Here is a 23,705-nt window from a genome sequence, read left to right on the forward strand (position 1 = left end):
GTGGATATCTTTAGCAGCCTATAGAAAAGCCAAGGGCACCTAGGACGGAGAGGAAGATCTCTGATAACTGGGACTGTACTGAATATTAGGTCCTTCAATGCTGCCAGAACTCATTTTTTTATTCGTCCCTGGTACCGAAAGCTCGATATGGGAGTAGTCATAATCATCGTCGATGGCCTGTATCTCGGGCGAGAAAACCACTCCCTGAAGCACGCCACGCATCACAATGTGTGCCTTGTGAATCTCGCCCGACAGTAATAATCGGCTGATCAGTGATAGATTTTTTGCGATAACCGAAAGAAGTCGTCGGCGTGTCTTGTACTTCCTTGCCAGAAAGATATTATTACGCACAAAATTACGGTAATACCCGATGCGCGCCGAATTGTTCTCGGCGAGAATATTAATTGCGGTCCCGGGTCTCAGGTGCTGCACCAGGCTGGATCCGACCAGATAGCCGGGGTTTTCCTGGGTAACTCGCAATGTAAACTCGGCGTCCTCCCCCCAGATGAACATCGCCTGAATGGGTAGGCCGTGCTTTTCCAGCGTCTCGCGTGGCATCAGTATCGAGACGAAGGTACTGTAGCCGACAGCAACCAGGCCATGTTCAAGGTAGGTAGGCCAACTAGACGCATGGCGACCACTCAGGTAAGGCAGATTCGTCCATTTGCCCTTGATTTCCGAATAGGCCAGCGATATCAAGTAGCTTCTTCGAGCGCCCTGCCCTTCGAGCAGAGCATCGGCGTCAAGCAGTTTCTCCAGGGCATCCGGGTCAGGGACGACATCGTCATCCATCATCCACACCTGATCGGCGCCGTTGTCGTACGCCAACCGGAAGCCGGCGTTGAACCCTCCGGCGGCTCCCCGATTTTTATCAAGCGTGTAGATCTTGATCCCGGCGTAATGCCCACTTTCCAGGAATTCCTGCGTACCATCCGTACTGCCATTGTTGATAACAATGATATCATCACACGAACGGGTCTGGGTGAATATCGCATCGAGACATTTTCGAAGGAGTTCCTTGCGATTGTAGGTCAGTACGACGGCTATCACTTTTTGCATCTCGATACTCCCCTGCGATGGTGCGAATATCATGGTTAGCCACCTAGCCTTGTTCCCTTTTTCCAGCTGGGCCGGCAATGATGGAACAGCATACGCGGAGCATCGCTTCATGACGTTTACCGACACGGTTCCCGCGTCTAGTGCTCAATAGAGTGTGGTCGTTCTCTCGCTGATCAGCGGCCAGCTACTGTCCTTTTCCGAGATGACCGAAACCGGCAGTGGCCACTCGATCCCCAACCGCTCATCGTCGTATCTCAAGCCATCCTCCGAACCTGGCGCGTAGGTGGCAGTCACCAGATAGCTCACTTCGACATTATCCTCTAGCGTCATAAAGGAGTGGGCAAACCCCTTCGGCACGTACAGTTGCTGTCGATTACGACTGGTAAGCTCGAACATCTGGTGCTGCATGTACGTAGGCGAGTCCTTACGGATGTCGACGATGACATCAACAATAGCGCCTTGCAGGCAACGTACCAGCTTATCTTCACCATGGGGCGGTGTCTGGTAATGGAGTCCACGAAGTGTGCCACGGTGCACCGAGAAGGACGTGTTCTGCTGTACGAAGTCACTGTTCAACCCCACATTGGCGAACTCGTCACGACACATCGTTCTGGCAAAAAATCCCCGATCATCTCCACGTGGCTCGAGCTCAATCAAGAAGGCGTCCTTGAGGTTCGTTTCGATAAATTTCATGGCGCTGCTCCTTCAAGCCAGGGCGGTGGGATTGGCGTAGAGCCGCTCTTGTTCGCTATAGAGACGGTCTACAATTCTGCTCTCAGGAAGGTGCACATCGTCGAATGTCAACGGCGAGTCCTTCTTGATGGGGTGCTTAACGATCCCACCAAGCGCCAGACCGATGGGCAGCAGTCGCTGGGTGCGGATGATGTCCATGTTCTCGGCAACGCCATAGGCTTCAAATCCCCCGAATTCACCTATGCACTCTCCCGTCTGGAGATCCTTCTTGGCGATCGCGATGACCCCCACTTCGGGCCCCTGTCGTGGGGTCAGCACAGGGTCGTTGAAGAGCACGGCCCTGGCGACTGACGTTGGCACCTCGAAATGGCATAGGTGATAGGGCGTGTAGAAACAGTAATAGGGCCCCTTGCCGAGCTTGTAGAGCTCCAGGTAGTGCTGCTTCGCCGGGTCATCTTGATGCCCGATAACGAAGACACCCGGCCCGGGCCGAGCACCCACCACATAGTCGACCAGTCCAGCCTCGTCAGGCCGCAAGTAGGGCTCGAAAGACGCAATCGTCTCCTCGATGGGTACCTGGGGAGCGCCCGGATCTCCTCCAGAGAAGTCCGGCCCCAGCATACCGCGCCGAGCGACCCGCATACCGGTCCCATTGGCCACGATGGCCTGCTCGAAGGAGATCTTGGTGCCGTCAGCGAAGGACGCCACCATGGCGGGCTTCTGACCCCAGCGCTCGGCAAAGGCCCGCTGTGTCTCAGGATTACGATAGGGGTCGTGGAGTCCCTTGATATTGCCGCATAAGACAGGCTTGACGCCCAGCCCTTGAACGAAACGATACAGGTTCATCTGCACCCCCGGCTGATCACCATCCGAGAAGGTATAGATGACGCCGGCTTGATCTGCCTTCCTCTTGAGAATGGGGCCGATGGTGCCATCGAGTTCGGCATTCATCTGCACGACATGCTTGCCATGATTGATCGCTGAGAGGACGGCCAGCGCTGCATATTCGATGGATCCCGTTACCTCGATGATCACATCGAGCCCTTCAGCGGAGGCCAAGGCATTAGCATCTTCCGTGACCGCAGACCTTCCCTGGGCAATAGCCGATTCGATCTCCAGAGTGGTATCGCACCGCTTGGGGTCGATGCCTGCCTGGTTGAACACTTTAACGGCGGCCTCGACATGCCTGTTGGCCACGGCACAGAGCGTCATACCCGGCGTGGCCGTGAGGATCTGAAGGCCAATTCCCTTGCCCTGGAAGCCGGCACCGATCATGCCAACGCGGATAGGGTTTCGATCTGCTTCACGTTTTGCTAGTGCGGTATCGATGATAATCATTATTGGCTCGCATGGTGAGACACTGCTTGTGGTTTTCGGGGGGCTCATCGAGACGCACCCCCTGCCGCATTACTCCCAGACCTTCCAGGGGGGATTGTCCTGCCATGCTGCTTCCAGCACCATCTTGTCACGTAGCGAATCCATGCTCTGCCAGTATCCCTGGTGGTGGTAATACCCCAGTTTGCCCATTTTCACCATGCGCTCCATGGGCTCGTTTTCCCAGGTGGTCTGATCGTTGTCGATCAGATCAAGGACCTCGGGGTTACACACAAAGAAGCCGCCGTTTATCAGGCCACCATCCACCGCGCCCTTTTCTCGGAATGCCTTGACTTGCTGGCTGGTGTCATCAAGCCTCAGCGCACCATAGCGCCCTGGCTGAGTGACGGCCGTCAGGGTGCACCAGCGATCGGACGCCTTATGCGCCGCAACCAGTGCCTGGATATCGACGTCGCTCACGCCGTCGCCATAGGTCAGGCAAAAGGGTTCATCATCCAGGTAGGGCTTCGCACGCTTGATTCGCCCGCCAGTGAGGGAGTCGGGACCGGTATCCAATACGGTCACGGTCCAATCTTCGCTAACGCCCTTGAGCCACTCCACGCGCCCGGTCTTGAGATCGATGGTATAGTCGGTCTGCTTCCCTCGGTAATTGAGGAAGTAGTCACGAATATAATCAACTTTATAACCACCGAGGATGATGAAGTCCTTGAAGCCATGGTGCGCGTAAAGCTTCATGACGTGCCACAGGATCGGTCGCTCTCCGATTTCGACCATGGGCTTGGGGCGAATTGAGGTTTCCTCACTAAGACGAGTGCCGAATCCACCGGCCAGAATGACAACTTTCATGTCTGTTTCTCCTGCTCTGCTTGTAATGTCCGCCGTTGGCGATTGGCCTTGCTGCCTACTGGTCACGATTCCTTCACCCACACCAAGCCTTCCGTGACACGTCCTTGATCCACATGGCCTTGCAGTACCTGCAGGCGCATCAGCGAAGAATTGCGGAAATCGGCATCACCGAACTCCATACGCTGCAGCCCTTCTATCAGGCCCTGGATGGAATCCTTCAGTGTCATGCGTGGCTGATAATTCGGCGCCAGGGACTCATAGAGACTGAAGTCGACCTTGTAGGAACGGCTGTCGACTGCCCCTTCCTCGTTGATGCTTACCGTTGTGCCGGGGATCATCTCGGCCACGGCTGACGCCAGGTCGCGAACCTGGTGATTGCGCTGATTCGAACCGGTGTTGATGCTGAGCATCCGCCCCCCATTGCTGGCTGGACGCTGAATGGCCCAATCGATGGCTCTCGCCATATCGCTGACATCGATAAGCGGCCGCCAGGGCGTACCATCGCTCAGCACGGTGATCTTCCCTTCGGAGAGGGCACAGGCCACGAAATCGTTCAACACCAGATCGAGCCGCAGCCGTTCGGACATGCCGCACGCCGTGGCGAAACGCAGGCTGGTGATGACCATGTCCCCTTCGACCTCTGCCAGCGCCTCTTCACTACCGATCTTGGATTTTGCATAGGCGGTCATCGGGGCGAGCGAATCGCTCTCCTTGCGTGGTTCGCCGCTGGCGACACCGTAGACGCTGCAACTCGAGGCAAAGACAAAATTACGCACGTTTTCCCTGGCGGCTTGCCTGGCAATGCGCACGGTTGCCTCCTGGTTGATCTCTCGCGTAACGGCCGCAAACCGGCTGCCCATGGGGTCGTTGGAGATGGCCGCGAGTTGGACCACCGCCGTATAGCCCTCCAGCATTCCCTCGGGAAGATGCCGAACGTCGCCATAGAACTGCTTCTCCAGGTGCCGCTCTGGCAGGGTCTCAGCCCCGGTAAGACAGTGAGCGAAATAGGCATTGTCGAAACCGTGCAGCACGGCATCCGGATGCTGCCTCGCCAATTCTTTGACGACGGAGGGGCCGACATAGCCCATATTGCCGATAATTAAAATTTTCATCTCGTGCCATCCCCTGTTGATTAATGCACCCTGTCTTCCTTAGCCGAGCTTCCCAGCTGGGTGAGTTGAAACTCTTGGTCGTTCATCCACCCCTTGCCGGCCATCTTCCGGAACATGTGCTCTACCAGCATGTCTGACGCATGAATACTCAAATGATTGTTGTCGTAGTAGAGCAGCTCACTCCCCACCTGGGCGGCACACCGGCCAGGAATGAAGGAATCGCATAGCAGCTCGGACGGCTTGATCTTGAGAACGCTGTCGTTTTCTTCGACACGTGAAAGTTGCTGATGTGATGTCGAGGCACGCTGCTTGAAGACGTCGAAACTGGTCGACAGCGGGGCATCACGTTCGATGCCAAATATCTTTTCCTTGGCGAGAAGGTATGGCACATCCCAGCCGACTTCGGGGACTGGATAAATCATGACAACGCGCTTGCCATCGTTGACCAGCTTGTCGACCGTCTCTTTCATCAGCTTTCCTACGGTATTGATCCTGTCCTCTTCACTGTTGACAGGGGTCGATAGGGTATCGAGTGGCATAGCCTTGAGGGCTGACTCATGTTCGATACCTCCCTCGCCGTTATCAAACGCTTTCGCTTCGAACTGAAGGGGGTACCGGCCAAGCATGACCACCGTTTCCACGTCATCGCTCTCCATCAGGTAGTCCATCACCCGTTGGTTGAAGATGCCGCAACCCGGCTCGTTTTCTCGCGTGTACTCGGCGATAGGGAGGCAATTTGTGTAGATGAGCATCTTGACTTGCTTGCCGAGGCTGGCTACACGGTCAGCAATCGGGCGGACCAGCGGTGTGGCGTGACTATCCCCCCATACCACGACGATCCCATCGCTATCCTCGTTGTATCGGCAGGTCTCCTCGATTGACAGCAATCTTCCTTCGGTGGCGTGGCAGGTTTCGGGGACATGGTGGCGTGTCATGCGCACGTCCACGATGCGCTCCACCTCTGGACTGAAGCGCCAAGGCGCCCCCTGAGTAATCTTGCCGAACATCCCAACCCCGATCATCAGACAGGACATGACCAGCGCCGAGGCGAAGATCTGGGAGCGTGTAAAGCGCTGACGCTGTCTGAAGGGCTGCTCGACAAAGCGCCAGGAGAACCAGGCAAGCAGGATGGAGGCCATGCTCAATATCAGTAGCGTCAGATCCGTGACGGGCTCGAGGCTGCGTTCCTTGGCAAAGACGAACAGCGGCTGATGCCACAGATAGGCGCTGTAACTGATCAACCCGATACCCACCACCGGCTTCCAGGAGAGCAACCGACCCGCCAGGTCGCTGCTGCTGGAGAACAGGATCACCAGTGCTGCGCCCAGCACGGGCACTGCGGCCCAGAGGCTGGGAAACGGGGTAGTGGAATCAAAGGTGAAGGTGGCATAGAGGATCAGGCCCAGGCCGGTGAGACCTCCCAGGTGTTGGACAACCGGGGAGAACCCCTCTTTGCGATCATGCAGATAGATGGCAATGAGCGCGCCCGCCAGCAGTTCCCACGCCCTCGTGGGGAGTAGATAGAAGTTGGCAGTCGGATGGTGGGTCGAGGCGTACTCCGCCAGTGAAAGGCTCACCAACAACCCAAGGCCGAAGATGGCCAGCAACCAGCTCCTGCGAAGCCCCCCTACAATAAGCATGAACAGCGGAAAGAAAAGGTAGAACTGCTCTTCGACCGCCAGGCTCCAGGTATGCAAGAAGGCTTGCAGCTCCGCGGGACCGGCAAAATAGTCAAGCGACTGCCAGAAGTATATATTCGAAACAAAGAGGTTCACCGCAATCAAGCTTTCGCTCAAGGCGGCAAACTCGCGAGGTAGCATCCACATCCAGGCGAACATCAGGCATATAATGCTGACAAAGAACAGCGCAGGCAGAATCCTTCTCGCACGCCTTTCGTAGAACTTCACGATGGAGAACTCACCTTTCTTGACTTCTCCGTATATGATACTTGTGATCAGATAACCACTAACCACGAAAAAAACGTCTACTCCGACGAACCCGCCACTAAACCATTCAAATCCTGCGTGAAATAGTATCACTGGTATGACAGCTATCGCTCTCAAACCATCGACTTCTGGTCTATAACTGGTTGCCATGTTTACCTCATTGCCACCATTACGCCATGAAAGATTTCACCCAGATATCTTCATGCCCCGCCTAAGAAAACGCATGTCGATAGCCTTGATGAAGCGCAGAACGAAAGACTACCGCCGGATGGCTTCTGGCTACCTCCCACCCGCTTCTGTTACGCCATCTGTTTGTTAACTTTTCACCCGAAATGTTACTAAATGTATTCAGTCTTTGCGTAGTTGGTTTTTTCCATACTCGGGAGGGCGAGTACCTTTAATCTCGCAGTAGGAGTTTCGTAGTTCTTTGCCATTTCGGGCATCATGCGCTCAGCGCCAGCAAGGAGTCAGGCCGCATTGCTGGCGGCAGGGAATCGGTGTGGGAGAGCCGCCCTCATGCGAGGGCAGCTCCAGGGGGAGAGAGAGGGAGAGAGGAAGAGACGTAGAGGGGGAGTGGATGCCTCCTCTATCAGTAATTGCAGTGTTTCAGAACACCCGATTCATCCCGTTCTGGGCCGCCACCCGGTAGGCCTCGGCCATGGTCGGGTAGTTGAAGGTGGTATTGATGAAGTACTTGAGCGTGTTGGCCTCGCCCTGCTGCTGCATGACCGCCTGGCCGATGTGGACGATCTCGGAGGCCTGGTCGCCGAAGCAGTGGATGCCGAGGATCTCGAGGCTGTCCTGGTGGAAGAGGATCTTCAGCATGCCCACGGTGTCGCCGGTGATCTGCGCCCGGGCGGTATCCTTGAAGAAGGCCTGGGCGACCTCGTAGGGCACCCTCGCCTCGGTGAGCTCGCGCTCGGTCTTGCCCACCGAACTGATCTCGGGAATGGTGTAGATCCCGGTGGGCACGTCATCGACGAAGCGGAAGTCCTCCTCGAGCAGGTCATCGCTGGCGTTCTTGCCCTGGTCGTAGGCGGCGCTGGCGAGGCTCGGCCAGCCGATGACATCGCCCACCGCGTAGACGTTCGGCACCTCGGTCCGGTAGTGGCCGTCGACCTTCAGCTGGCCGCGGCCGTTGGCCTCCAGGCCGATGTTCTCGAGCCCCAGCTGGTCGGTGTTGCCGGTGCGGCCGTTGGCCCACAGGAAGGCGTCGGCGCGCAGCCGCTTGCCGGACTTGAGATGCACGGTCACCCCGGTGTCGTCCCCCTCGACACGTGCATACTCCTCGTTGTGGCGGATCAGCACCCCGTGCTTGCGCAGGTGGTAGGAGAGCGCATCACTGATCTCGTCGTCGAGGAAGGAGAGCAGGCTGCCACGGTTGTTGATCAGGTCGACCTTGACGCCGAGGCCCGAGAAGATCGAGGCGTACTCGCAGCCGATGACCCCCGCGCCGAAGATGATCAGGGTCCGCGGCGTGTGGTTGAGGCTGAGGATGGTATCGGAGCAGTAGATGCGCGGATGGCGGAAATCGATGTCGGCCGGACGGTAGGGGCGCGAGCCGGTGGCGATGATGACCTTGGCGGCAACCAGTTCCTCCATGCCCTCGTGGTCGTCACGTACCAGCAGCGTATGCACGTCCTTGAAGCGGGCCACGCCGCGAAACAGGTCGATGCGGTTGCGGGCATAGAAGTTGGTGCGCATCGCCACCTGCTGGTCGATGGTGACGCGGGAGCGCGCCATCACCCGGGAGAAGGAGAACCAGCGCGGCTCGCCGATGTCGCGGAACATCGGGTTGGTGTTGAACGAGAGGATCTGCTTGACCTGGTGACGCAGCGCCTTCGACGGGATGGTGCCCCAGTGGGTGCAGTTGCCCCCGACCTGTGCCTGCTTCTCGACCACCGCGACCCGCTTGCCATGCTTGGCGGCATTGATGGCCGCGCTCTCCCCTGCCGGCCCGGTACCGATCACCACCACGTCATAATTGTGCACTGCCATCGTCTCTCGCTGCTCCTTCTGCCCGGGTGTCCGTCAGCGGTACGTAAAAAAGGATCAAGAGCCGCCGGCCCTTGATCCTCGTCGTTAGTGTATCGGCCTTCAGCGGCGGGTGGCGTCGTACCCCAGGTCGGCGCCGCGGCTCTCGTCACTGCGGCGACGCGCGCTGGCCTGCTGCTTGCGGTTCTCTTCCTCGCAGACCTCGTCCTTGCCGCCGCAGACGTCGCAGCCCTCCTTGAGGCCCAGGCGATTGAGGCCACCACAGGTCCCGGCGATGGGCTTGCGTCCCATGATCACGCCGACGGCCATGGCGGCCACGATCAGCAGCATGAAGGCGAATGCCATCAGGTAAAGGGTCATTGCAATGCTCCTCGGTATCGGAAAGGGTTGGCCATCCTGTCTGTGTGACAACACGCTAGCGCTCGAGGTCCACAGTGCGGGAGGGTCTGGTGCCTGAGATGCCGACAGGTGGCGTTACGCGCAGCGATCGGCATGTCGGGCAGCAGAATGGAAGGGACCGGCCTCTCGGCCGGTCCGGGGTTCGCCTTGCGGCGATCGAGATCAGCCGCCGAAGTCGTCCAGCAGGATGTTCTCGGGTTCCACGCCCAGGTCGATCAACAGCTTGATCACGGAGGCGTTCATCATGGGCGGCCCGCACATGTAGTACTCGCAGTCCTCGGGGGCCGGGTGGTCCTTGAGGTAGTTCTCGTAGAGGACGTTATGGATGAAGCCGGTCGGCCCCTCCCAGTTGTCCTCGGGCTGCGGGTCGGAGAGCGCCAGGTGCCACTCGAAGTTGGGGAACTCCTCGGCCAGCTGGTCGTACTCCTCGTTGTAGAAGGTCTCGCGCCAGGAGCGCGCACCGTACCAGAACGAGATCTTGCGGTCGGTCTTGAGTCGCTTGAGCTGGTCGAAGATGTGGCTACGCATCGGCGCCATGCCGGCACCGCCACCGATGAAGATCATCTCGGCATCGGTGTCCTTGGCGAAGAACTCGCCGAAGGGCCCCATCACCGTGACCTTGTCACCCGGCTTCAGCGCGAAGACGTAGGTGGACATCAGCCCCGGCGGGTGGTTGGTATTGGGCGGCGGCGTGGCGATACGGATGTTGAACTTGAGGATGCCCTTCTCGTCCGGATAGTTCGCCATGGAGTAGGCGCGGATGATTTCCTCGTTGTTCTTGTGGGAGATGTCGAACAGCCCGAACTTCTCCCAGTCGCCCCGGTACTCCTCCTCGATGTCGAAATCCTTGAAGGCGATGTCGTAGGGCGGTGCCACCAGCTGCACGTAGCCGCCGGCGCGGAAGGCCACTTCCTCGCCCTCGGGCAGCTTGAGGTTGAGCTCCTTGATGAAGGTGGCGACGTTGGGGTTCTCGATGACCTCGCATTCCCACTGCTTGACGCCGAAGACCTCCTCGGGGACCTCGATCTTCATGTCCTGCTTCACCGGCACCTGGCAGGAGAGGCGCCAGCCCTCCTTCTTCTCGCGCAGGGTGAAATGGGATTCCTCGGTGGGCAGGATGGCGCCGCCACCCTCCTCCACGCGGCACTTGCACTGGGCGCAGGAGCCACCGCCGCCGCAGGCGGAGGAGAGGAAGATGCCGTTGGCGGCCAGGGTATTGAGCAGCTTGCCGCCGGCCTGGGTGGTGAGGGTGTGCTCGGGGTCGCCGTTGACCTCGATGGTCACATCCCCGGTGCTGACGAGCCTGCTGCGGGCAGCCAGGATCACCAGAACCAGGCCGATGACGACCAGGGTGAACATGACCACACCGAGCAAGATGACTGTTGTATCAACCATGTCGGGTTCCTATTGCTTGACGTTGCCTGGACCCCGGCGGCACGTGCGGCCGCCGGGAGAGCACGACCTGCCTCAGAGCTGGATGCCGGAGAAGGACATGAAGCCCAGCGACATCAGCCCCACCGTGATGAAGGTGATGCCCAGCCCCTGGAGGGAGTCGGGGACGTCGCTGTACTTGAGCTTCTCGCGGATGCCGGCCAGCGCGGTGATGGCCAGCGCCCAGCCGGTACCGGCGCCGAAGCCATAGACCACGGACTCGCCGAAGTTGTAGTTACGCTCGACCATGAACAGCACGCCACCGAGGATGGCGCAGTTCACGGTGATCAACGGCAGGAACACGCCCAGCGCGTTGTAGAGCGCGGGCACGTACTTGTCGAGGAACATCTCCATGATCTGCACCAGGGCGGCGATGACGCCGATGTAGGAGAGCAGACCCAGGAAGGAGAGGTCGATGTTCTCGGCCCCGCTGATGCCGGTCCAGGTCAGGGCCCCTTCCTGCAGCAGCAGGGAGTAGACCAGGTTATTGACCGGCACGGTGACGGTCAGCACCACGATCACGGCGATACCCAGGCCGAAGGCCGAGGAGACCTTCTTGGAGACCGCCAGGAAGGTACACATGCCCAGGAAGAAGGCCAGGGCCATGTTCTCGACGAAGACCGAGGCGACGAACAGGCTCAGATAGTGTTCCATGTTACACGGCCTCCTTCGGCTGGGTGTTTTCCTTCATCTTGAATTCGTTCTCCTCGACCTGCTCCGGGTTGACGGAGCGCAGGACCCAGATGATCAGTCCGATGATGAAGAACGCCGACGGCGGCAGCAGCAGCAGGCCGTTAGGCACGTACCAGCCGCCATCCTGCACCGGCTGCAGCACGGTAAAGCCGAACACGCTGCCGGCACCGAGCAGCTCGCGGAAGAAGCCCACGGTCATCAGGATGAAGCCGTAGCCCAGGCCGTTGCCGATGCCGTCCAGGAAGGACATTCCCGGGGTATTGGTCATGGCGAAGCCTTCGGCACGCCCCATCACGATGCAGTTGGTGATGATCAGCCCGACGAACACCGAGAGCTGCTTGGACATCTCGTAGGCGTAGGCCTTGAGGATCTGGTCAACCACGATCACCAGGGAGGCGATGATGGTCATCTGCACGATGATGCGGATGGAGGACGGGATATGGTGACGGATCAGCGACACGAAGAGGTTCGAGAAGGCCGTCACGAAGATCACCGCCATCGTCATGACCAGCGAGACGCTCATGCTGGTGGTCACCGCCAGCGCCGAACAGATACCCAGTATCTGCAGGGCGATGGGATTGTTCTTGAAGATCGGCGTCGTCAGGACGTTCTTTGCGTTGGCAGCAGACATGATCAGGCTCCTTCACTTTCGAGTTCGACGTCGGCAGCCTCGGCCTCGGCCGGATCCACCGAGCTGCGGAACTTGGCAAGGTAGTTACCGAAGCCTTCGGGGCTGAGCCAGAACTGCAGCATGTTGGTCACGCCCTTGCTGGTCAGGGTGGCACCGGAGAGGGCATCGACCTCGTTCTCGCCACTGGCACCGCCCTTGACCAGGCTGATGGCCGGGGCGAGCTCACCTTGCTCGTCGAAGATCTCCTTGCCTTCCCACTGGGCCTGCCAGCGCGGGTTGTTGACCTCGGCGCCCAGCCCGGGGGTCTCGCTGTGCTCGTAGTAGGTGATGCCGACAATGGTGTTGCCGTCGCCTTCCACGGAGAGGAAGCCACGCATCAGCCCCCACAGGCCCTGGCCACGGATCGGCAGGATGATCTGCTCGGGGTCGTCCGGGTTGCCCACCAGGTAGACGGTGCTGTAGTTCTCCTGACGCGAGAGGCCGGCGATGTCCTTCTCCCCCGAGAGGGTGCGGGAAGAGGCCGGATCACGGCGCGCCTGGAAGCCCTCGTAGGTCGAAGGGTCATGCTCCTCGGAGTACTCGCCGGTGCGCAGGTCAACCACCCGTGGCGTGATCTTCGACTCGAAGGTCTCGTTCACGTCCATGTCGGGCTCGTAGAGCTGGGCCACATTGAGGATGTTGGTCTTGCGGTCGAGCTCCTGGTTGAACTCCTGCTTGGAGCGCAACGCCACTGCCGCGGTGGAGACGATGATCGAACACACGATACAAAGTGCGAACGCCACCGTCAGGATCTTCTTGATGGAGTTGTTGCTCTGTGCCATCAGGCAGTCTCCTCGGCCGGCACACCGGTGCGCTGCAAGCGGCGCTTGATGTTGGCCTGTACAAAGAAGTTGTCGATCAGCGGGGCGAACAGGTTAGCGAACAGGATCGCCAGCATGATGCCTTCCGGGAACGCCGGGTTGACCACGCGGATCAGCACCGTCATGACACCGATCAGCGCGCCGAAGATCAGGCGGCCTTGGTTGGTCATGGAGGCAGAGACCGGGTCGGTCGCCATGAACACCATGCCGAAGGCGAAGCCGCCCACCACCAGGTGCCAGTACCAGGGCATGGCGAACATCGGGTTGCTGTCGGAGCCGATCAGGTTGAAGAGCGCACTGGTCGCGACCATGCCCAGGAAGACGCCGAGCACGATGCGCCAGGAGGCGATCTTGGTCCACAGCAACACGACCGCACCGATCAGGATCGCCAGGGTCGAGGTCTCGCCCACGGAGCCGGGAACGAAGCCGAGGAAGGCGTCCCACCAGCTGAACTGGCTGGAGAGGGCTGCCATGCCATCCTGGAAGGCGATGGAGAGCGCGGTCGCCCCGGTGTAGCCGTCGGCCGCCACCCAGATCGCGTCACCGGAGATCTGTGCCGGATAGGCGAAGTAGAGGAAGGCACGACCGGTCAGTGCCGGGTTGAGGAAGTTCTTGCCGGTGCCGCCGAAGATCTCCTTGCCGATCACCACGCCGAAAGTGATACCCAGTGCCACCTGCCAGAGCGGGATGGTAGCGGGCAGGATCAGGGCATAGAGCACGGAGGTAACGAAGAAGCCCTCGTTGACCTCGTGGCCGCGCTTGATCGCGAACAGTACTTCCCAGAAACCCCCGACCACGAAGGTCACCAGGTAGATCGGCAGGAAGTAGGTGGCGCCGAGCACGAAGTTGGCCCACAGGCTGCCGGGATCATGGCCGCCGGCCAGCGTCATCATGATCGCCTCGCGCCAGCTGCCCATGGAGTTGAAGCCCTCGGCGATGGCCATGTTGGCCTGCCAGCCGGCGTTCCACATGCCGAAGAACATCGCCGGGAAGGTACACAACCAGACGGTGATCATGATGCGCTTGAGGTCGACACCGTCACGCACGTGGGCCGTGGTCTTGGCCACATCCGGCGGGGCGTAGAAGATGGTGTCCACCGCCTCGTAGAGGGGATAGAACTTCTCGTACTTGCCCCCCTTGTGGAAGTGGGGTTCGAGATTGTCGAGTGTCTGTCGGATACCCATCATCAGGCCTCTTTCTCGATCAAGGTGAGGTTATCGCGCAGGATGGGACCGTACTCGTACTTGCCGGGGCACACGTAGGTGCACAGCGCCAGGTCCTCTTCATCCAGCTCCAGGCAGCCGAGCTGCATCGCTGTCTCGATGTCGCCGACGATCAGCGAGCGCAGCAGCTGGGTGGGCAGGATATCCAGCGGCATCACCTGCTCGTAGGCCCCTACCGGCACCATGGCGCGCTCGGAGCCGTTGGTCGAGGTGGTCGGCGCATAGTTGTGCAGGCCGGTGATCTTCGACAGGTAGATGCCCATCACGGAGTGGCGGTTCTTGCCGGGCGACATCCAGCCCATGAACACGCGCTTGTTGCCCTCCTCGAGCAGGCTCACCTGGTTATGGAAACGCCCCAAGTAACGCAGGCTGCCCTCGCAGATGGCACCGGCGAACACCGAGCCGGAGATGACGCGCGTGCCTTCCGGGTCGACAACTTCGCCGGCCAGCAGTTCGTCGGTGCTGGCGCCGATGCGGGTACGCAGCAGGCGCGGGTTCTCGGCACGCGGGCCACCCACGGCGATCACGCGCTGGACGTCCAGCTTGCCTTCGGCGAAGAGCTTGCCGAAGGCGATGACGTCCTGGTAGCCGATATGCCAGACACGCTTGTGCAGGGCCACGGGCGAGAGATGGTGGATATGGGTCCCCACCAGACCGGCGGGATGCGGGCCAGCGAAGGTCTCGTGCTGCACGCCCTTGACGTCGGTTCCCGGGATGCGGGCATCCGGCGCCGTGCAGAGATAGACCTTGCCCTCGGTGAGGTGGGCCAGCACCTTGAGGCCGTCCTCGAAGGCCTCGGCCTGCTCGTTGACGATGTCGGCGGGGTTCGCGGCCAGCGGGTGGGTATCGATGGCGGTAACGAAGATGTCGGTCGGCGAGCTATCGACGGCCGGGGTACGCGAGTAGGGCCGGGTGCGCAGCGCGGTCCACAGTCCCGACTCGACCAGCTGGTCGACGACGGCCTGGCGCTCGAGGGCCTCGAGCTTGTCGCGCCCGTGGGCGGTGAACTCGACCGCCTCCTCGGTCTCGTCGACCTTGATGACCACCGAGAGCAGCTTGCGCTTCTCGCCGCGGTGGATGGCGACGATCTCGCCGGCGGCCGGGGCCGTGAAGCGCACCCCGTCGATCTTCTTGTCGGTGAAGAGCAGCTGGCCCAGCTTGACCCTGTCCCCCTCACTGACCTCCATGGTCGGCTTCATGCCGACATAGTCGGTGCCCAGGACAGCCACATGGCGCACCGGTCGCGCTTCCTCGATTCGCGCCTCCGGCGTCCCCGCGATGGGGAGATCCAGGCCTTTCTTGACTTCGATCATAGTCTCGCCCAGTTGATGGATCGGATAGATGAAGAAAGGGGTTCGAATGGATTCGAATTCTTCTGTTTTCAGTACGTTACCAGTCAGGCCCGAGGCTCGCTCGAACCACCCCGAAAAATCCACCGTATTATAAAGAGAAGCGTGGGGGATGACCACCTGCCCTATGGTCGCAAGGGGTGACCTGAGGCAAGGGTAAAATTGTCGCACAGGCGGGCGCCGAGCGCCGAGCGCCGAGCGCCGAGCGCCGAGCGCCGAGCGCCGAGCGCCGAGCAGGATGATGATCGCGCAACAACCGGGCAACAAGGAAAAGCCTCCAGCAGAGCAATCTGCTGGAGGCTTTTTCTTGGCTGCTTGGCTGCTTGGCTGCTTGGCTGCTTGGCTGCTTGGCTGCTTGGCTGCTTGGCTGCTTGGCTGCTTGGCTGCTTGGCTGCTTAGTGTTGCCCGAAGGGCGTCAGCCCCTGGCGCGCGGCAGCTTGAGGAAGTGCACGTTGGAGACGTGCTGCAGGATGCGGATCACCTGGCAGCTGTAGCCGAACTCGTTGTCGTACCAGACGTAGACCACGGCGTTCTTGCCGTTGGCAATGGTCGCCTTGGCGTCGACGATGCCGGCATGGCGGTTGCCGACGAAGTCGGTGGAGACCACCTCGGGCGAGTCGACGTAGTCGATCTGCTTCTGGTAGGGCGAATCCAGCGACATGCGGCGCAGGAAGTCGTTGAGCGCCTCGGCATCGGTCTCCTTCTCCAGGCGCAGGTTGAGGATCGCCATGGAGACGTTGGGCGTCGGCACGCGGATGGCGTTGCCGGTCAGCTTGCCGGCAAATTCCGGCAGGGCCTTGGCCACCGCCTTGGCGGCGCCGGTCTCGGTCAGCACCATGTTGAGCGGGGCGCTGCGACCGCGGCGGTCGCCCTTGTGGTAGTTGTCGATCAGGTTCTGGTCGTTGGTGTAGGAGTGCACGGTCTCGACGTGGCCATGCTCGACGCCGAACTCGTCGTTGAGCACCTTGAGCACCGGCACGATGGCATTGGTGGTGCACGAGGCCGCGGAGAGGATGCGGTCCTCCTCGCCGATGTCCTGGTGGTTGATGCCGTAGACGATGTTGGCGATGTCGCCCTTGCCCGGGGCGGTGAGGATTGCCTTCGCTACCCCCTTGCACTGGATATGCTGGCCCAGGCCCGCCTCGTCGCGCCAGATGCCGGTGTTGTCGACCACCACGGCGTTGTCGATGCCGTAGTCGGTATAGTCGATCTCGGCGGGCGAGTCGGCGTAGATCACCCGGATGACGTTGCCGTTGGCGGTGATGGTGCGCGCCTCGGCATCCACGCTGATGGTGCCGTTGAAGGGACCGTGCACCGAATCGCGACGCAGCAGGCTGGCACGCTTCTCGAGGTCCTTGGCGATGTCGCCACGGCCGCGCACCACGATGGCGCGCAGGCGCAGCAGGTTGCCGCCGCCGGCCTTCTCGACCAGCACGCGCGCCAGGATCCGCCCGATGCGACCGAAGCCGTAGAGCACCACGTCCTTGGGCTGCCCATTGTTGCCGGCAGGGTCGTGGGCATCGACGATCTCGGCCAGTTCGTCACGCAGGAAGGCCACCGGGTCGCCGCCGCGGGCCTTGTAGGCCACGCCGAGCTTGCCCACGTCGACATGGGCCGGGCCCAGGTTGAGCTCGGTCATCGCCTTGACCAGCGGGTAGGTGTCCTGCACGGAGAGCTCGGTCCCCTCGATCTTGCGCACGTAGCGGTGATCCTTGAGGATGCGGATCACGCTGCGGTTGAACAGCGACCGCCCGAACATGGTCACCACCACGTTGTTGCGGCGGTAGAGGCTGCCGATCATCGGGATCATCTGCTCGGCGATCGCCTGGTTGTCGTGCCATTCCTGGAAGACGGTATCGAGGGGTTGCTGACTCACGGGTCACCTCTCCTTGGTAATAACAGTGGGATAGGGATACGCGGCTATTATCCGGGGCGACACCTGCCGGGGCAATCGCAGGATGGTCGCAGCCGCTGTAGGCGTTTTACAGGAATCCCGCGCTGACTACAGGCCGGCCGCGAGGCTGGTATCATGCCCCTTCCTCTGCACGCCGCTCACGACCACGGTTGGGTAACCGATAGCATGCCGAACTTCTCGCCGCTCGACCCGCCTCGCCCCCAGGGGCTGCGCGACATTCTCTACTGGCAGACGCCGCCAGGCAGCGCCACCGCCCTGGCCCTGGCCCACCTGGCCGAAGACGCCCCGCTGCTGGTGATCACCCCCGACACCGCCTCGGCACAGCGCCTTGAGAGTGACCTGGGCTTCTATGGCCACCTGCCGGTGCTGCCCTTCCCCGACTGGGAGACGCTGCCCTACGACAGCTTCTCGCCGCACCAGGACATCGTCTCCGAGCGGCTGCGCACCCTGCGCCGGCTGCAGGACGGCGAGCACGGCATCGTGCTGGCGGCCATGAACACCCTCATGCAGCGCCTGCCGCCGGTCGAGTACATCGCCGGGCGCGTGATGACGCTGGAAACCGGCCAGACCCTTGACCGTGAGGGGTTCCGCGACGCCCTGTCGCGGGCCGGCTACCGGGCCGTGGAGACGGTCTATGAACCCGGCGAGTACGCCCTGCGCGGGGCCCTGATCGACCTCTTCCCCATGGGCGCCGAGGCACCGCTGCGCATCGACCTGTTCGACGACGAGATCGATACCCTGCGCCACTTCGACCCGGACACCCAGCGTAGCCGCGACCGGGTCGCACGGGTGGAGCTGCTGCCGGCCCACGAGTACTCGCTGTCGCGCAGCGCCATCGCCTGCTTCCGCGAGGGTTTCGAGACCCTGTTCGACGTCGACCCACGCCAGTGCCCCCTCTACGTGGATGCCCTGAAGGGCATTCCCTCCCCCGGCCTGGAACAGTACCTGCCGCTGTTCTTCGAACAGACTGCCACGCTCTTCGAGCACCTGGCCGAGGGCACACGGGTGGCCATGCTGCCCGGGGTGTTCGAGGCGGCGGAGCACCACTGGGCGGCCATAGAGAGCCGCTTCGAGAACCTCGGGGTCGACCCCACCCGGCCGCTGCTGCCTCCCCACCGCGCCTTCGTGCCTGTCGCCGAGGCGTTCGGTGCCATCAAGCGCCACCCTCGGGTGGCCCTGACCGGCGATGCCGATCACCGGCATGCCGTGGCGCCGGCCACCCGGACACCGCCGACGGTAACGGTGAATGCCCGGGCGAAGCAGCCGCTGGCCGCCCTGGAGGACTTCCTCAGCGACCACCCGTCCACGCGGGTGCTGTTCGTTGCCGAGTCGCGGGGCCGCCGCGAGGCCCTGGAGGAGACCCTGGGGCCGCTGAGGCTCGAGTTGCGCCACGTGGAGGACTTTCCCGCCTTCCTGGCCAGCGACGCGCGCCTGGCGATCACCGAGGGCGAGATCGATGCCGGCCTGTGGCTGACCGATCCGGACCTGGTGGTGATCAGCGAGACCGAGCTCTTCGGCGAGGTGGTCCGCCAGAGCCGCCGCCGCGAGCGGGCCACCGACGACAACGAGATGGCGATCCGCCACCTCTCGGAGCTGCGCCCCGGCGCCCCGGTGGTCCACCAGGCCCATGGCGTGGGCCGCTACAAGGGACTCGAGACGATCGAGGCCGGTGGCCAGGCCGCCGAGTTCGTGACCCTGGAGTACGCCGATGGGGCGCGCCTCTATGTGCCGGTGGACAGCCTGCACCTGATCTCGCGCTATGCCGGCGCCGACGACGAGCTGGCGCCGCTGCATCGGCTCGGCTCGGACCAGTGGGAGAAGGCCCGTCGGCGTGCCGCCGAGAAGATCCGCGATACCGCCGCCGAGCTGCTCGATATCTACGCCCGCCGCGAGGCCCGCGAGGGCTTTGCCTGCGCCCCGCCCGATGCGGAATACGCCCGCTTCGCCGGCAGCTTCCCGTTCGAGGAGACTCCCGACCAGCGCGCCGCCATCCAGGCCGTGATCGGCGACATGACCGCCCCGCGCCCCATGGACCGAGTCGTCTGCGGCGACGTGGGCTTCGGCAAGACGGAAGTGGCCATGCGCGCGGCCTTCCTGGCCGTGCACTCCGGCCGCCAGGTGGTGGTGCTGGTGCCCACCACCCTGCTCGCCCGCCAGCATTACGAGAACTTCCGCGACCGCTTCGCCGACACCGCGGTGAACATCGAGCTGATCTCGCGCTTCACCGCGGGCAAGGGCCAGGCCGCCTCCCTCAAGCGCATCGAGGAGGGCCAGGCGGATATCGTCATCGGTACCCACAAGCTGCTGTCGAAGAGCACCAAGCTTCCCCACATGGGGCTTCTGATCATCGACGAGGAGCACCGTTTCGGTGTGGCCCAGAAGGAGCGCCTCAAGAGCCTGCGGGCCGAGGTGGACATCCTGACCATGACCGCTACCCCCATCCCGCGCACACTGAACATGGCGATGAGCGGGATCCGCGACCTGTCGATCATCGCCACCCCCCCGGCCCGGCGCCTGTCGGTGAAGACCTTCGTCCAGCAGCGTGACGAGGCGGTGATCAAGGAGGCGATCCTGCGCGAGATCCTGCGCGGCGGCCAGGTCTACTTCCTCCACAACGAGGTCAAGACCATCGAGACCGCCGCCGAGAAGGTGCGCGAACTGGTGCCCGACGCCCGGGTCGGGGTCGCCCATGGCCAGCTGCCGGAGCGCTCCCTGGAGCGGGTGATGTCCGACTTCTACCACAAGCGCTTCAACGTGCTGGTCTGCTCGACCATCATCGAGACCGGCATCGACGTGCCCAGCGCCAACACCATCGTCATCGAGCGGGCCGACAAGTTCGGCCTGGCCCAGCTCCACCAGCTGCGCGGCCGCGTCGGGCGCAGCCACCACCAGGCCTACGCCTACCTGCTCGCCCCACCGCCCCGGGTGATGAGCAAGGACGCCGTCAAGCGGCTGGAGGCCATCGCCGGCGCCGAGGACCTGGGCGCAGGCTTCACCCTGGCCAGCCACGACATGGAGATTCGCGGCGCGGGCGAACTGCTCGGCGAGGAGCAGAGCGGCCAGATGGAGGCCATCGGCTATGGCCTCTACATGCAGATGCTCGACCGGGCGGTGACGGCGATCCGCGAGGGGCGCACGCCCAACATCGAGGCGCCGCTGGACCAGGGGGTCGAGCTCAGCCTCAACCTGCCGGCCCTGATCCCCGACGACTACCTCCACGACATCCAGCAGCGCCTGGTGATGTACAAGCGCATCGCCAGCGCCGCCGATGAGGCCGAGCTCGACGAACTCAGGGTCGAGATGATCGACCGCTTCGGCCTGCTGCCGGAGCCGGTCAAGACCCTGTTGCGCCAGACCCGGTTGCGCCAGCGCGCCGAACGCCTGGGCATCACCCGCCTGGAGGCCGCCCCCGAGAAGGGCCGGGTGATCTTCGCCGCCCAGACCCCCGTGGACCCGCTGGTGCTCGTGGAGCTGATCCAGCGGGCGCCGGACCGCTATCGCCTGGATGGCGCCGACACGCTGCGCTTCGAGGCGGCGATGGAGCAGGCGGAGGAGCGCTTCCGGACGGTGGAGCAGCTCCTCGACACGCTCAACCGCAAGGCCGAGGCGGCATGACGGGAATCAGGACCGAGGGCCGAGGGCCGAGGCGAGCACCTCCTTGCTCCTTGCCCCTTCCGCGTCGCCCGGCTGGCGGATATCTACCTGCTCGGGCGATACTATAGGGTCAGGACGCCCAGGATGGGCCCATCGCAGCCCCCGACCCACGGCAACCACGAGAACATGACGTCGATGAAGCACTCTTTCCCGCTCGGGCATGCTGCCCGATTCGCCACGGCGCTGGGTATCTGCGTCACGATGGCCGCACCGCTCCAGGCCAGCACCGAGGAGTGGCCACGTGGCTACTACCCGCTACCCGAGGAGGGCGACCTGGTCGGTGAGGTCTATACCGTCGTCGCCGAGAGCGGCGACACCCTGATCGATATCGGCCACGAGCACGGCATCGGCTACGAGGAAATGGTGCGCGCCAATCCGGAGGTCAGTATCTGGGCGCCCTTCGAGGGCACCGAGGTCGTGATTCCCGGCCGCTTCATCCTCCCCGAGGGCCCCCGCGAGGGAGTGGTGGTCAACGTGGCGGAGATGCGCCTCTACTTCTATCCGCCGGCCGACGAGGGCGAGACGCCCCGCGTCGAGACCTATCCCATCGCCGTCGGGCGCATGGACTGGAAGACCCCCCTGGGGACCACGCGCATCACCGAGAAGGTCAAGGACCCGGCCTGGTACCCGCCGGCATCGATCCGCCGCGAGCATGCCGAGGCCGGCGACCCGCTCCCCAGCGTAGTGCCACCCGGCCCCGACAACCCGATGGGCACGCGCAAGATGCGCCTGGGCATCCCCGGCTACCTGATCCATGGCACCAATCGCCCCGAGGGCGTGGGGATGCGCGTGACCCACGGCTGCATCCGCATGCTGCCCGAGGACATCGAGGCCCTCTTCCCGCGCCTGCCCATCGGCACCCAGGTCAAGCTGATCAACGAGACGCTCAAGCTCGGCTGGGCGGACGGCACCCTGCATGTCCAGGCCTACCCCTACCTGGACGAGGAGGATGGCACCACCATCCAGCGCATCACCGAGGCCCTCGACCAGGTGGATACGGCGACCGACGGGCTCGACTACGCGGTGGACTACGCCCGCCTTCGCAAAGTCGTGGAGGTGCCACAAGGCATGCCCGTGGCCCTGGAGGTGACTGCCCCGGAGCCCGCGCCTGAAACGCTCTGGGACCGCCTGGAGCTTATCGCCGCCGATACCGAATCCCGCGATAGCCAGGCCGAGGAAGGCTGAGCTCTGCAGGCCTGATCGCGCAGAAGCAGCCACCCATCGCGATGCAAGCATCGCTCCCACAAGGGCACACTGCCATCGGCCTGTTGTGGGAGCGATCTTCAGATCGCGAAGAAATAGCCCCCCATCGCGCAGCAAGCTGCGCTCCCACAAGGGCACGGTGCCATCAACATGGCATGTGGTGGGGGCGACAACCACCAACAACAGGGGCCTCGCCGAAAACGGCGAGGCCCCTGTCTTGAAGGTTCTGCTACCGCCCTGGCGGGCGGCGGAGAACAATCACTTGCGCATGGAACGCTCGAACATGCGGTTCATCTCTTCGCGGTTCTGCTCGGACATCTGCAGGGCCGCCTGAGCGTCACGCTGTGCCTGGTTGGCAGTGTTCTGCGCCTGGGTGGCGATGCTGCGTGCTTCGGCAGCGTCGGCCTGGGCAGACTCGGCGGTCATGCGGACTTCTTCCAGGGCGCTGTTGGATGCACAACCGGCCAGAACGGCCAGAGAGGCGGCAGCGGCGGTCAGCTTCAGGGTAGTCTTCAGAGTCATGGTGTTCTCCTTGAGTCTTCCTTGGATACTGCGTTGGTGTTGCCTGAACATCAGGCTTCCTGCGGAAGCAGGCCTACGTGCAGCGACTTCTGCTGCGAAGCACAGGAGTCAAACGCTGTTTTATAATAAGAAACGGCGCTTGTCCATAGCTTAGAACGTCCCTTGCGCATGTAAAGCCTAGCGGATCACGACGCGCGTGCCAATGTCGATCAACGACGACAGGCGCTCGACCTGGGGGTCGGTCACCGCCACACAGCCGTCCGTCCAGTGGAACCGCTGGTGGATGTCGGGATCCCCCTCACCGACGCCATGGATGCCGATAAAGCCACCAAGCACCGTATCCTGTGGCGGGTAGCCGTGTCGACGGTAATAGGAAAAATAGTCGTCATAGTCCTGCTGGCTGTAGACCCCGGCCTCCAGCGCCATGCGGGCATGGGTCGGCGTGGGGTAATCGAGCCCGATGAAGATGTGGAACTTGCTGCGACGGTTGAAACGATTGACCCGGAACTCGCCAAGTGGCGTGGCCCGGTCACCCCGCTTGCGCTGCGGCCTGGCCCCCCCACGGCCCAGCGAGATCGGCTCGAAGCGCTCGACAAGCCGATTGCCGCGGTAGACGCTCAGCGCCGCCTCCCGGTCCTCGACCAGCACCCACAGCTCGCCGTCATGGCGGGGGACGATGGCCCGGGACAGCAGGCTGTCCATCAGGTTGGCAGACGCATTCGGCGCCAGCAGCAGCAGGGGTGAGCTCAGCGCCAGCAGGCCGAAGCGGCGACGGGAGAGGTGCTTCATCGGTGACGTCTCTGGGGCATTCAGGAAATGAAAGGCAGCGGACTGACCGC

19 protein-coding genes are annotated in these 23,705 nt (G+C 62.4%); 2 read left to right on the forward strand and 17 right to left on the reverse strand.

Annotated elements, in window-relative coordinates; translation table 11 throughout:
* Positions 1-39: 39 nt before the first annotated feature.
* From P8934_RS11425 to P8934_RS11495, 15 genes are all read right to left on the reverse strand, one after another.
* Positions 40-1,059 carry a glycosyltransferase gene (locus P8934_RS11425; protein ID WP_278031146.1) on the reverse strand — a complete coding sequence of 340 codons (1,020 nt, stop codon included), beginning with the start codon at positions 1,057-1,059 and terminating at the stop codon, positions 40-42.
* Positions 1,060-1,203: 144 nt separating this feature from the next.
* Entirely contained in the window at positions 1,204-1,752 is a 549-nt protein-coding gene (gene rfbC / locus P8934_RS11430; protein ID WP_278031147.1) for a dTDP-4-dehydrorhamnose 3,5-epimerase, read from the reverse strand.
* A gap of 12 nt (positions 1,753-1,764) precedes the next feature.
* Positions 1,765-3,090 (reverse strand): NAD(P)-dependent oxidoreductase, encoded by a 1,326-nt coding sequence (locus tag P8934_RS11435; RefSeq protein WP_278031148.1) that lies wholly within the window; start codon positions 3,088-3,090, stop codon positions 1,765-1,767.
* Between the two features lie 69 nt (positions 3,091-3,159).
* Positions 3,160-3,933 carry a glucose-1-phosphate cytidylyltransferase gene (gene rfbF / locus P8934_RS11440; protein WP_278031149.1) on the reverse strand — a complete coding sequence of 258 codons (774 nt, stop codon included), beginning with the start codon at positions 3,931-3,933 and terminating at the stop codon, positions 3,160-3,162.
* Between the two features lie 62 nt (positions 3,934-3,995).
* Positions 3,996-5,045 (reverse strand): SDR family oxidoreductase, encoded by a 1,050-nt coding sequence (locus P8934_RS11445; protein ID WP_278031150.1) that lies wholly within the window; start codon positions 5,043-5,045, stop codon positions 3,996-3,998.
* Positions 5,046-5,065: 20 nt separating this feature from the next.
* Positions 5,066-7,141: an acyltransferase family protein gene (locus P8934_RS11450; RefSeq protein ID WP_278031151.1), complete on the reverse strand. Its 2,076-nt coding sequence runs from the start codon at positions 7,139-7,141 to the stop codon at positions 5,066-5,068.
* A gap of 456 nt (positions 7,142-7,597) precedes the next feature.
* Positions 7,598-8,989 (reverse strand): Si-specific NAD(P)(+) transhydrogenase, encoded by a 1,392-nt coding sequence (sthA, locus tag P8934_RS11455; RefSeq protein ID WP_278031152.1) that lies wholly within the window; start codon positions 8,987-8,989, stop codon positions 7,598-7,600.
* 99 nt (positions 8,990-9,088) lie between these two features.
* The gene (nqrM, locus tag P8934_RS11460; RefSeq protein ID WP_133635499.1) at positions 9,089-9,346 is read right to left on the reverse strand and encodes a (Na+)-NQR maturation NqrM; all 258 of its coding nucleotides are present in this window, start codon (positions 9,344-9,346) and stop codon (positions 9,089-9,091) included.
* 201 nt (positions 9,347-9,547) lie between these two features.
* Positions 9,548-10,780, reverse strand: a complete 1,233-nt coding sequence (nqrF, locus tag P8934_RS11465) for an NADH:ubiquinone reductase (Na(+)-transporting) subunit F (protein ID WP_278031153.1) — start codon at positions 10,778-10,780, stop codon at positions 9,548-9,550.
* Between the two features lie 72 nt (positions 10,781-10,852).
* On the reverse strand, positions 10,853-11,470 hold the full coding sequence (gene nqrE, locus P8934_RS11470; protein ID WP_278031154.1) for an NADH:ubiquinone reductase (Na(+)-transporting) subunit E: 618 nt from the start codon (positions 11,468-11,470) through the stop codon (positions 10,853-10,855).
* A 1-nt stretch (position 11,471) separates the two neighbouring features.
* Positions 11,472-12,140 carry an NADH:ubiquinone reductase (Na(+)-transporting) subunit D gene (locus P8934_RS11475; RefSeq protein WP_278031155.1) on the reverse strand — a complete coding sequence of 223 codons (669 nt, stop codon included), beginning with the start codon at positions 12,138-12,140 and terminating at the stop codon, positions 11,472-11,474.
* 2 nt (positions 12,141-12,142) lie between these two features.
* Positions 12,143-12,961: a Na(+)-translocating NADH-quinone reductase subunit C gene (locus P8934_RS11480; protein ID WP_278031156.1), complete on the reverse strand. Its 819-nt coding sequence runs from the start codon at positions 12,959-12,961 to the stop codon at positions 12,143-12,145.
* Entirely contained in the window at positions 12,961-14,187 is a 1,227-nt protein-coding gene (locus tag P8934_RS11485; RefSeq protein WP_133635504.1) for an NADH:ubiquinone reductase (Na(+)-transporting) subunit B, read from the reverse strand. The genes P8934_RS11480 and P8934_RS11485 overlap by 1 nt, the downstream gene beginning before the upstream one ends.
* Positions 14,187-15,536, reverse strand: a complete 1,350-nt coding sequence (locus P8934_RS11490; protein ID WP_278031157.1) for a Na(+)-translocating NADH-quinone reductase subunit A — start codon at positions 15,534-15,536, stop codon at positions 14,187-14,189. The genes P8934_RS11485 and P8934_RS11490 overlap by 1 nt, the downstream gene beginning before the upstream one ends.
* A 451-nt stretch (positions 15,537-15,987) precedes the next feature.
* Complete coding sequence (locus P8934_RS11495; protein WP_278031158.1) at positions 15,988-17,448, reverse strand: glyceraldehyde-3-phosphate dehydrogenase; 1,461 nt, start codon at positions 17,446-17,448, stop codon at positions 15,988-15,990.
* Positions 17,449-17,652: 204 nt separating this feature from the next.
* On the opposite strand from P8934_RS11495, the gene mfd reads away from it, so the two are divergent.
* A complete protein-coding gene (mfd, locus tag P8934_RS11500; RefSeq protein WP_278031159.1) occupies positions 17,653-21,102 on the forward strand; it encodes a transcription-repair coupling factor in 3,450 nt (1,149 codons plus the stop codon).
* Positions 21,103-21,225: 123 nt separating this feature from the next.
* A complete protein-coding gene (locus tag P8934_RS11505) occupies positions 21,226-22,326 on the forward strand; it encodes a L,D-transpeptidase family protein (protein WP_278031160.1) in 1,101 nt (366 codons plus the stop codon).
* Positions 22,327-22,602: 276 nt separating this feature from the next.
* Here the strand turns inward: P8934_RS11505 and P8934_RS11510 are convergent, their stop codons facing one another.
* Together P8934_RS11510 and P8934_RS11515 are read right to left on the reverse strand one after the other, a co-directional pair.
* Complete coding sequence (locus tag P8934_RS11510) at positions 22,603-22,866, reverse strand: Lpp/OprI family alanine-zipper lipoprotein (protein ID WP_106230326.1); 264 nt, start codon at positions 22,864-22,866, stop codon at positions 22,603-22,605.
* 177 nt (positions 22,867-23,043) lie between these two features.
* Positions 23,044-23,655, reverse strand: coding sequence for a L,D-transpeptidase (locus tag P8934_RS11515; RefSeq protein WP_278031161.1), 612 nt, complete (start codon positions 23,653-23,655; stop codon positions 23,044-23,046).
* Between the last annotated feature and the right edge of the window lie 50 nt (positions 23,656-23,705).

Origin of the sequence: Halomonas sp. CKK8, assembly GCF_029625235.1 — a bacterium.
Taxonomy (GTDB): domain Bacteria; phylum Pseudomonadota; class Gammaproteobacteria; order Pseudomonadales; family Halomonadaceae; genus Halomonas; species Halomonas ventosae.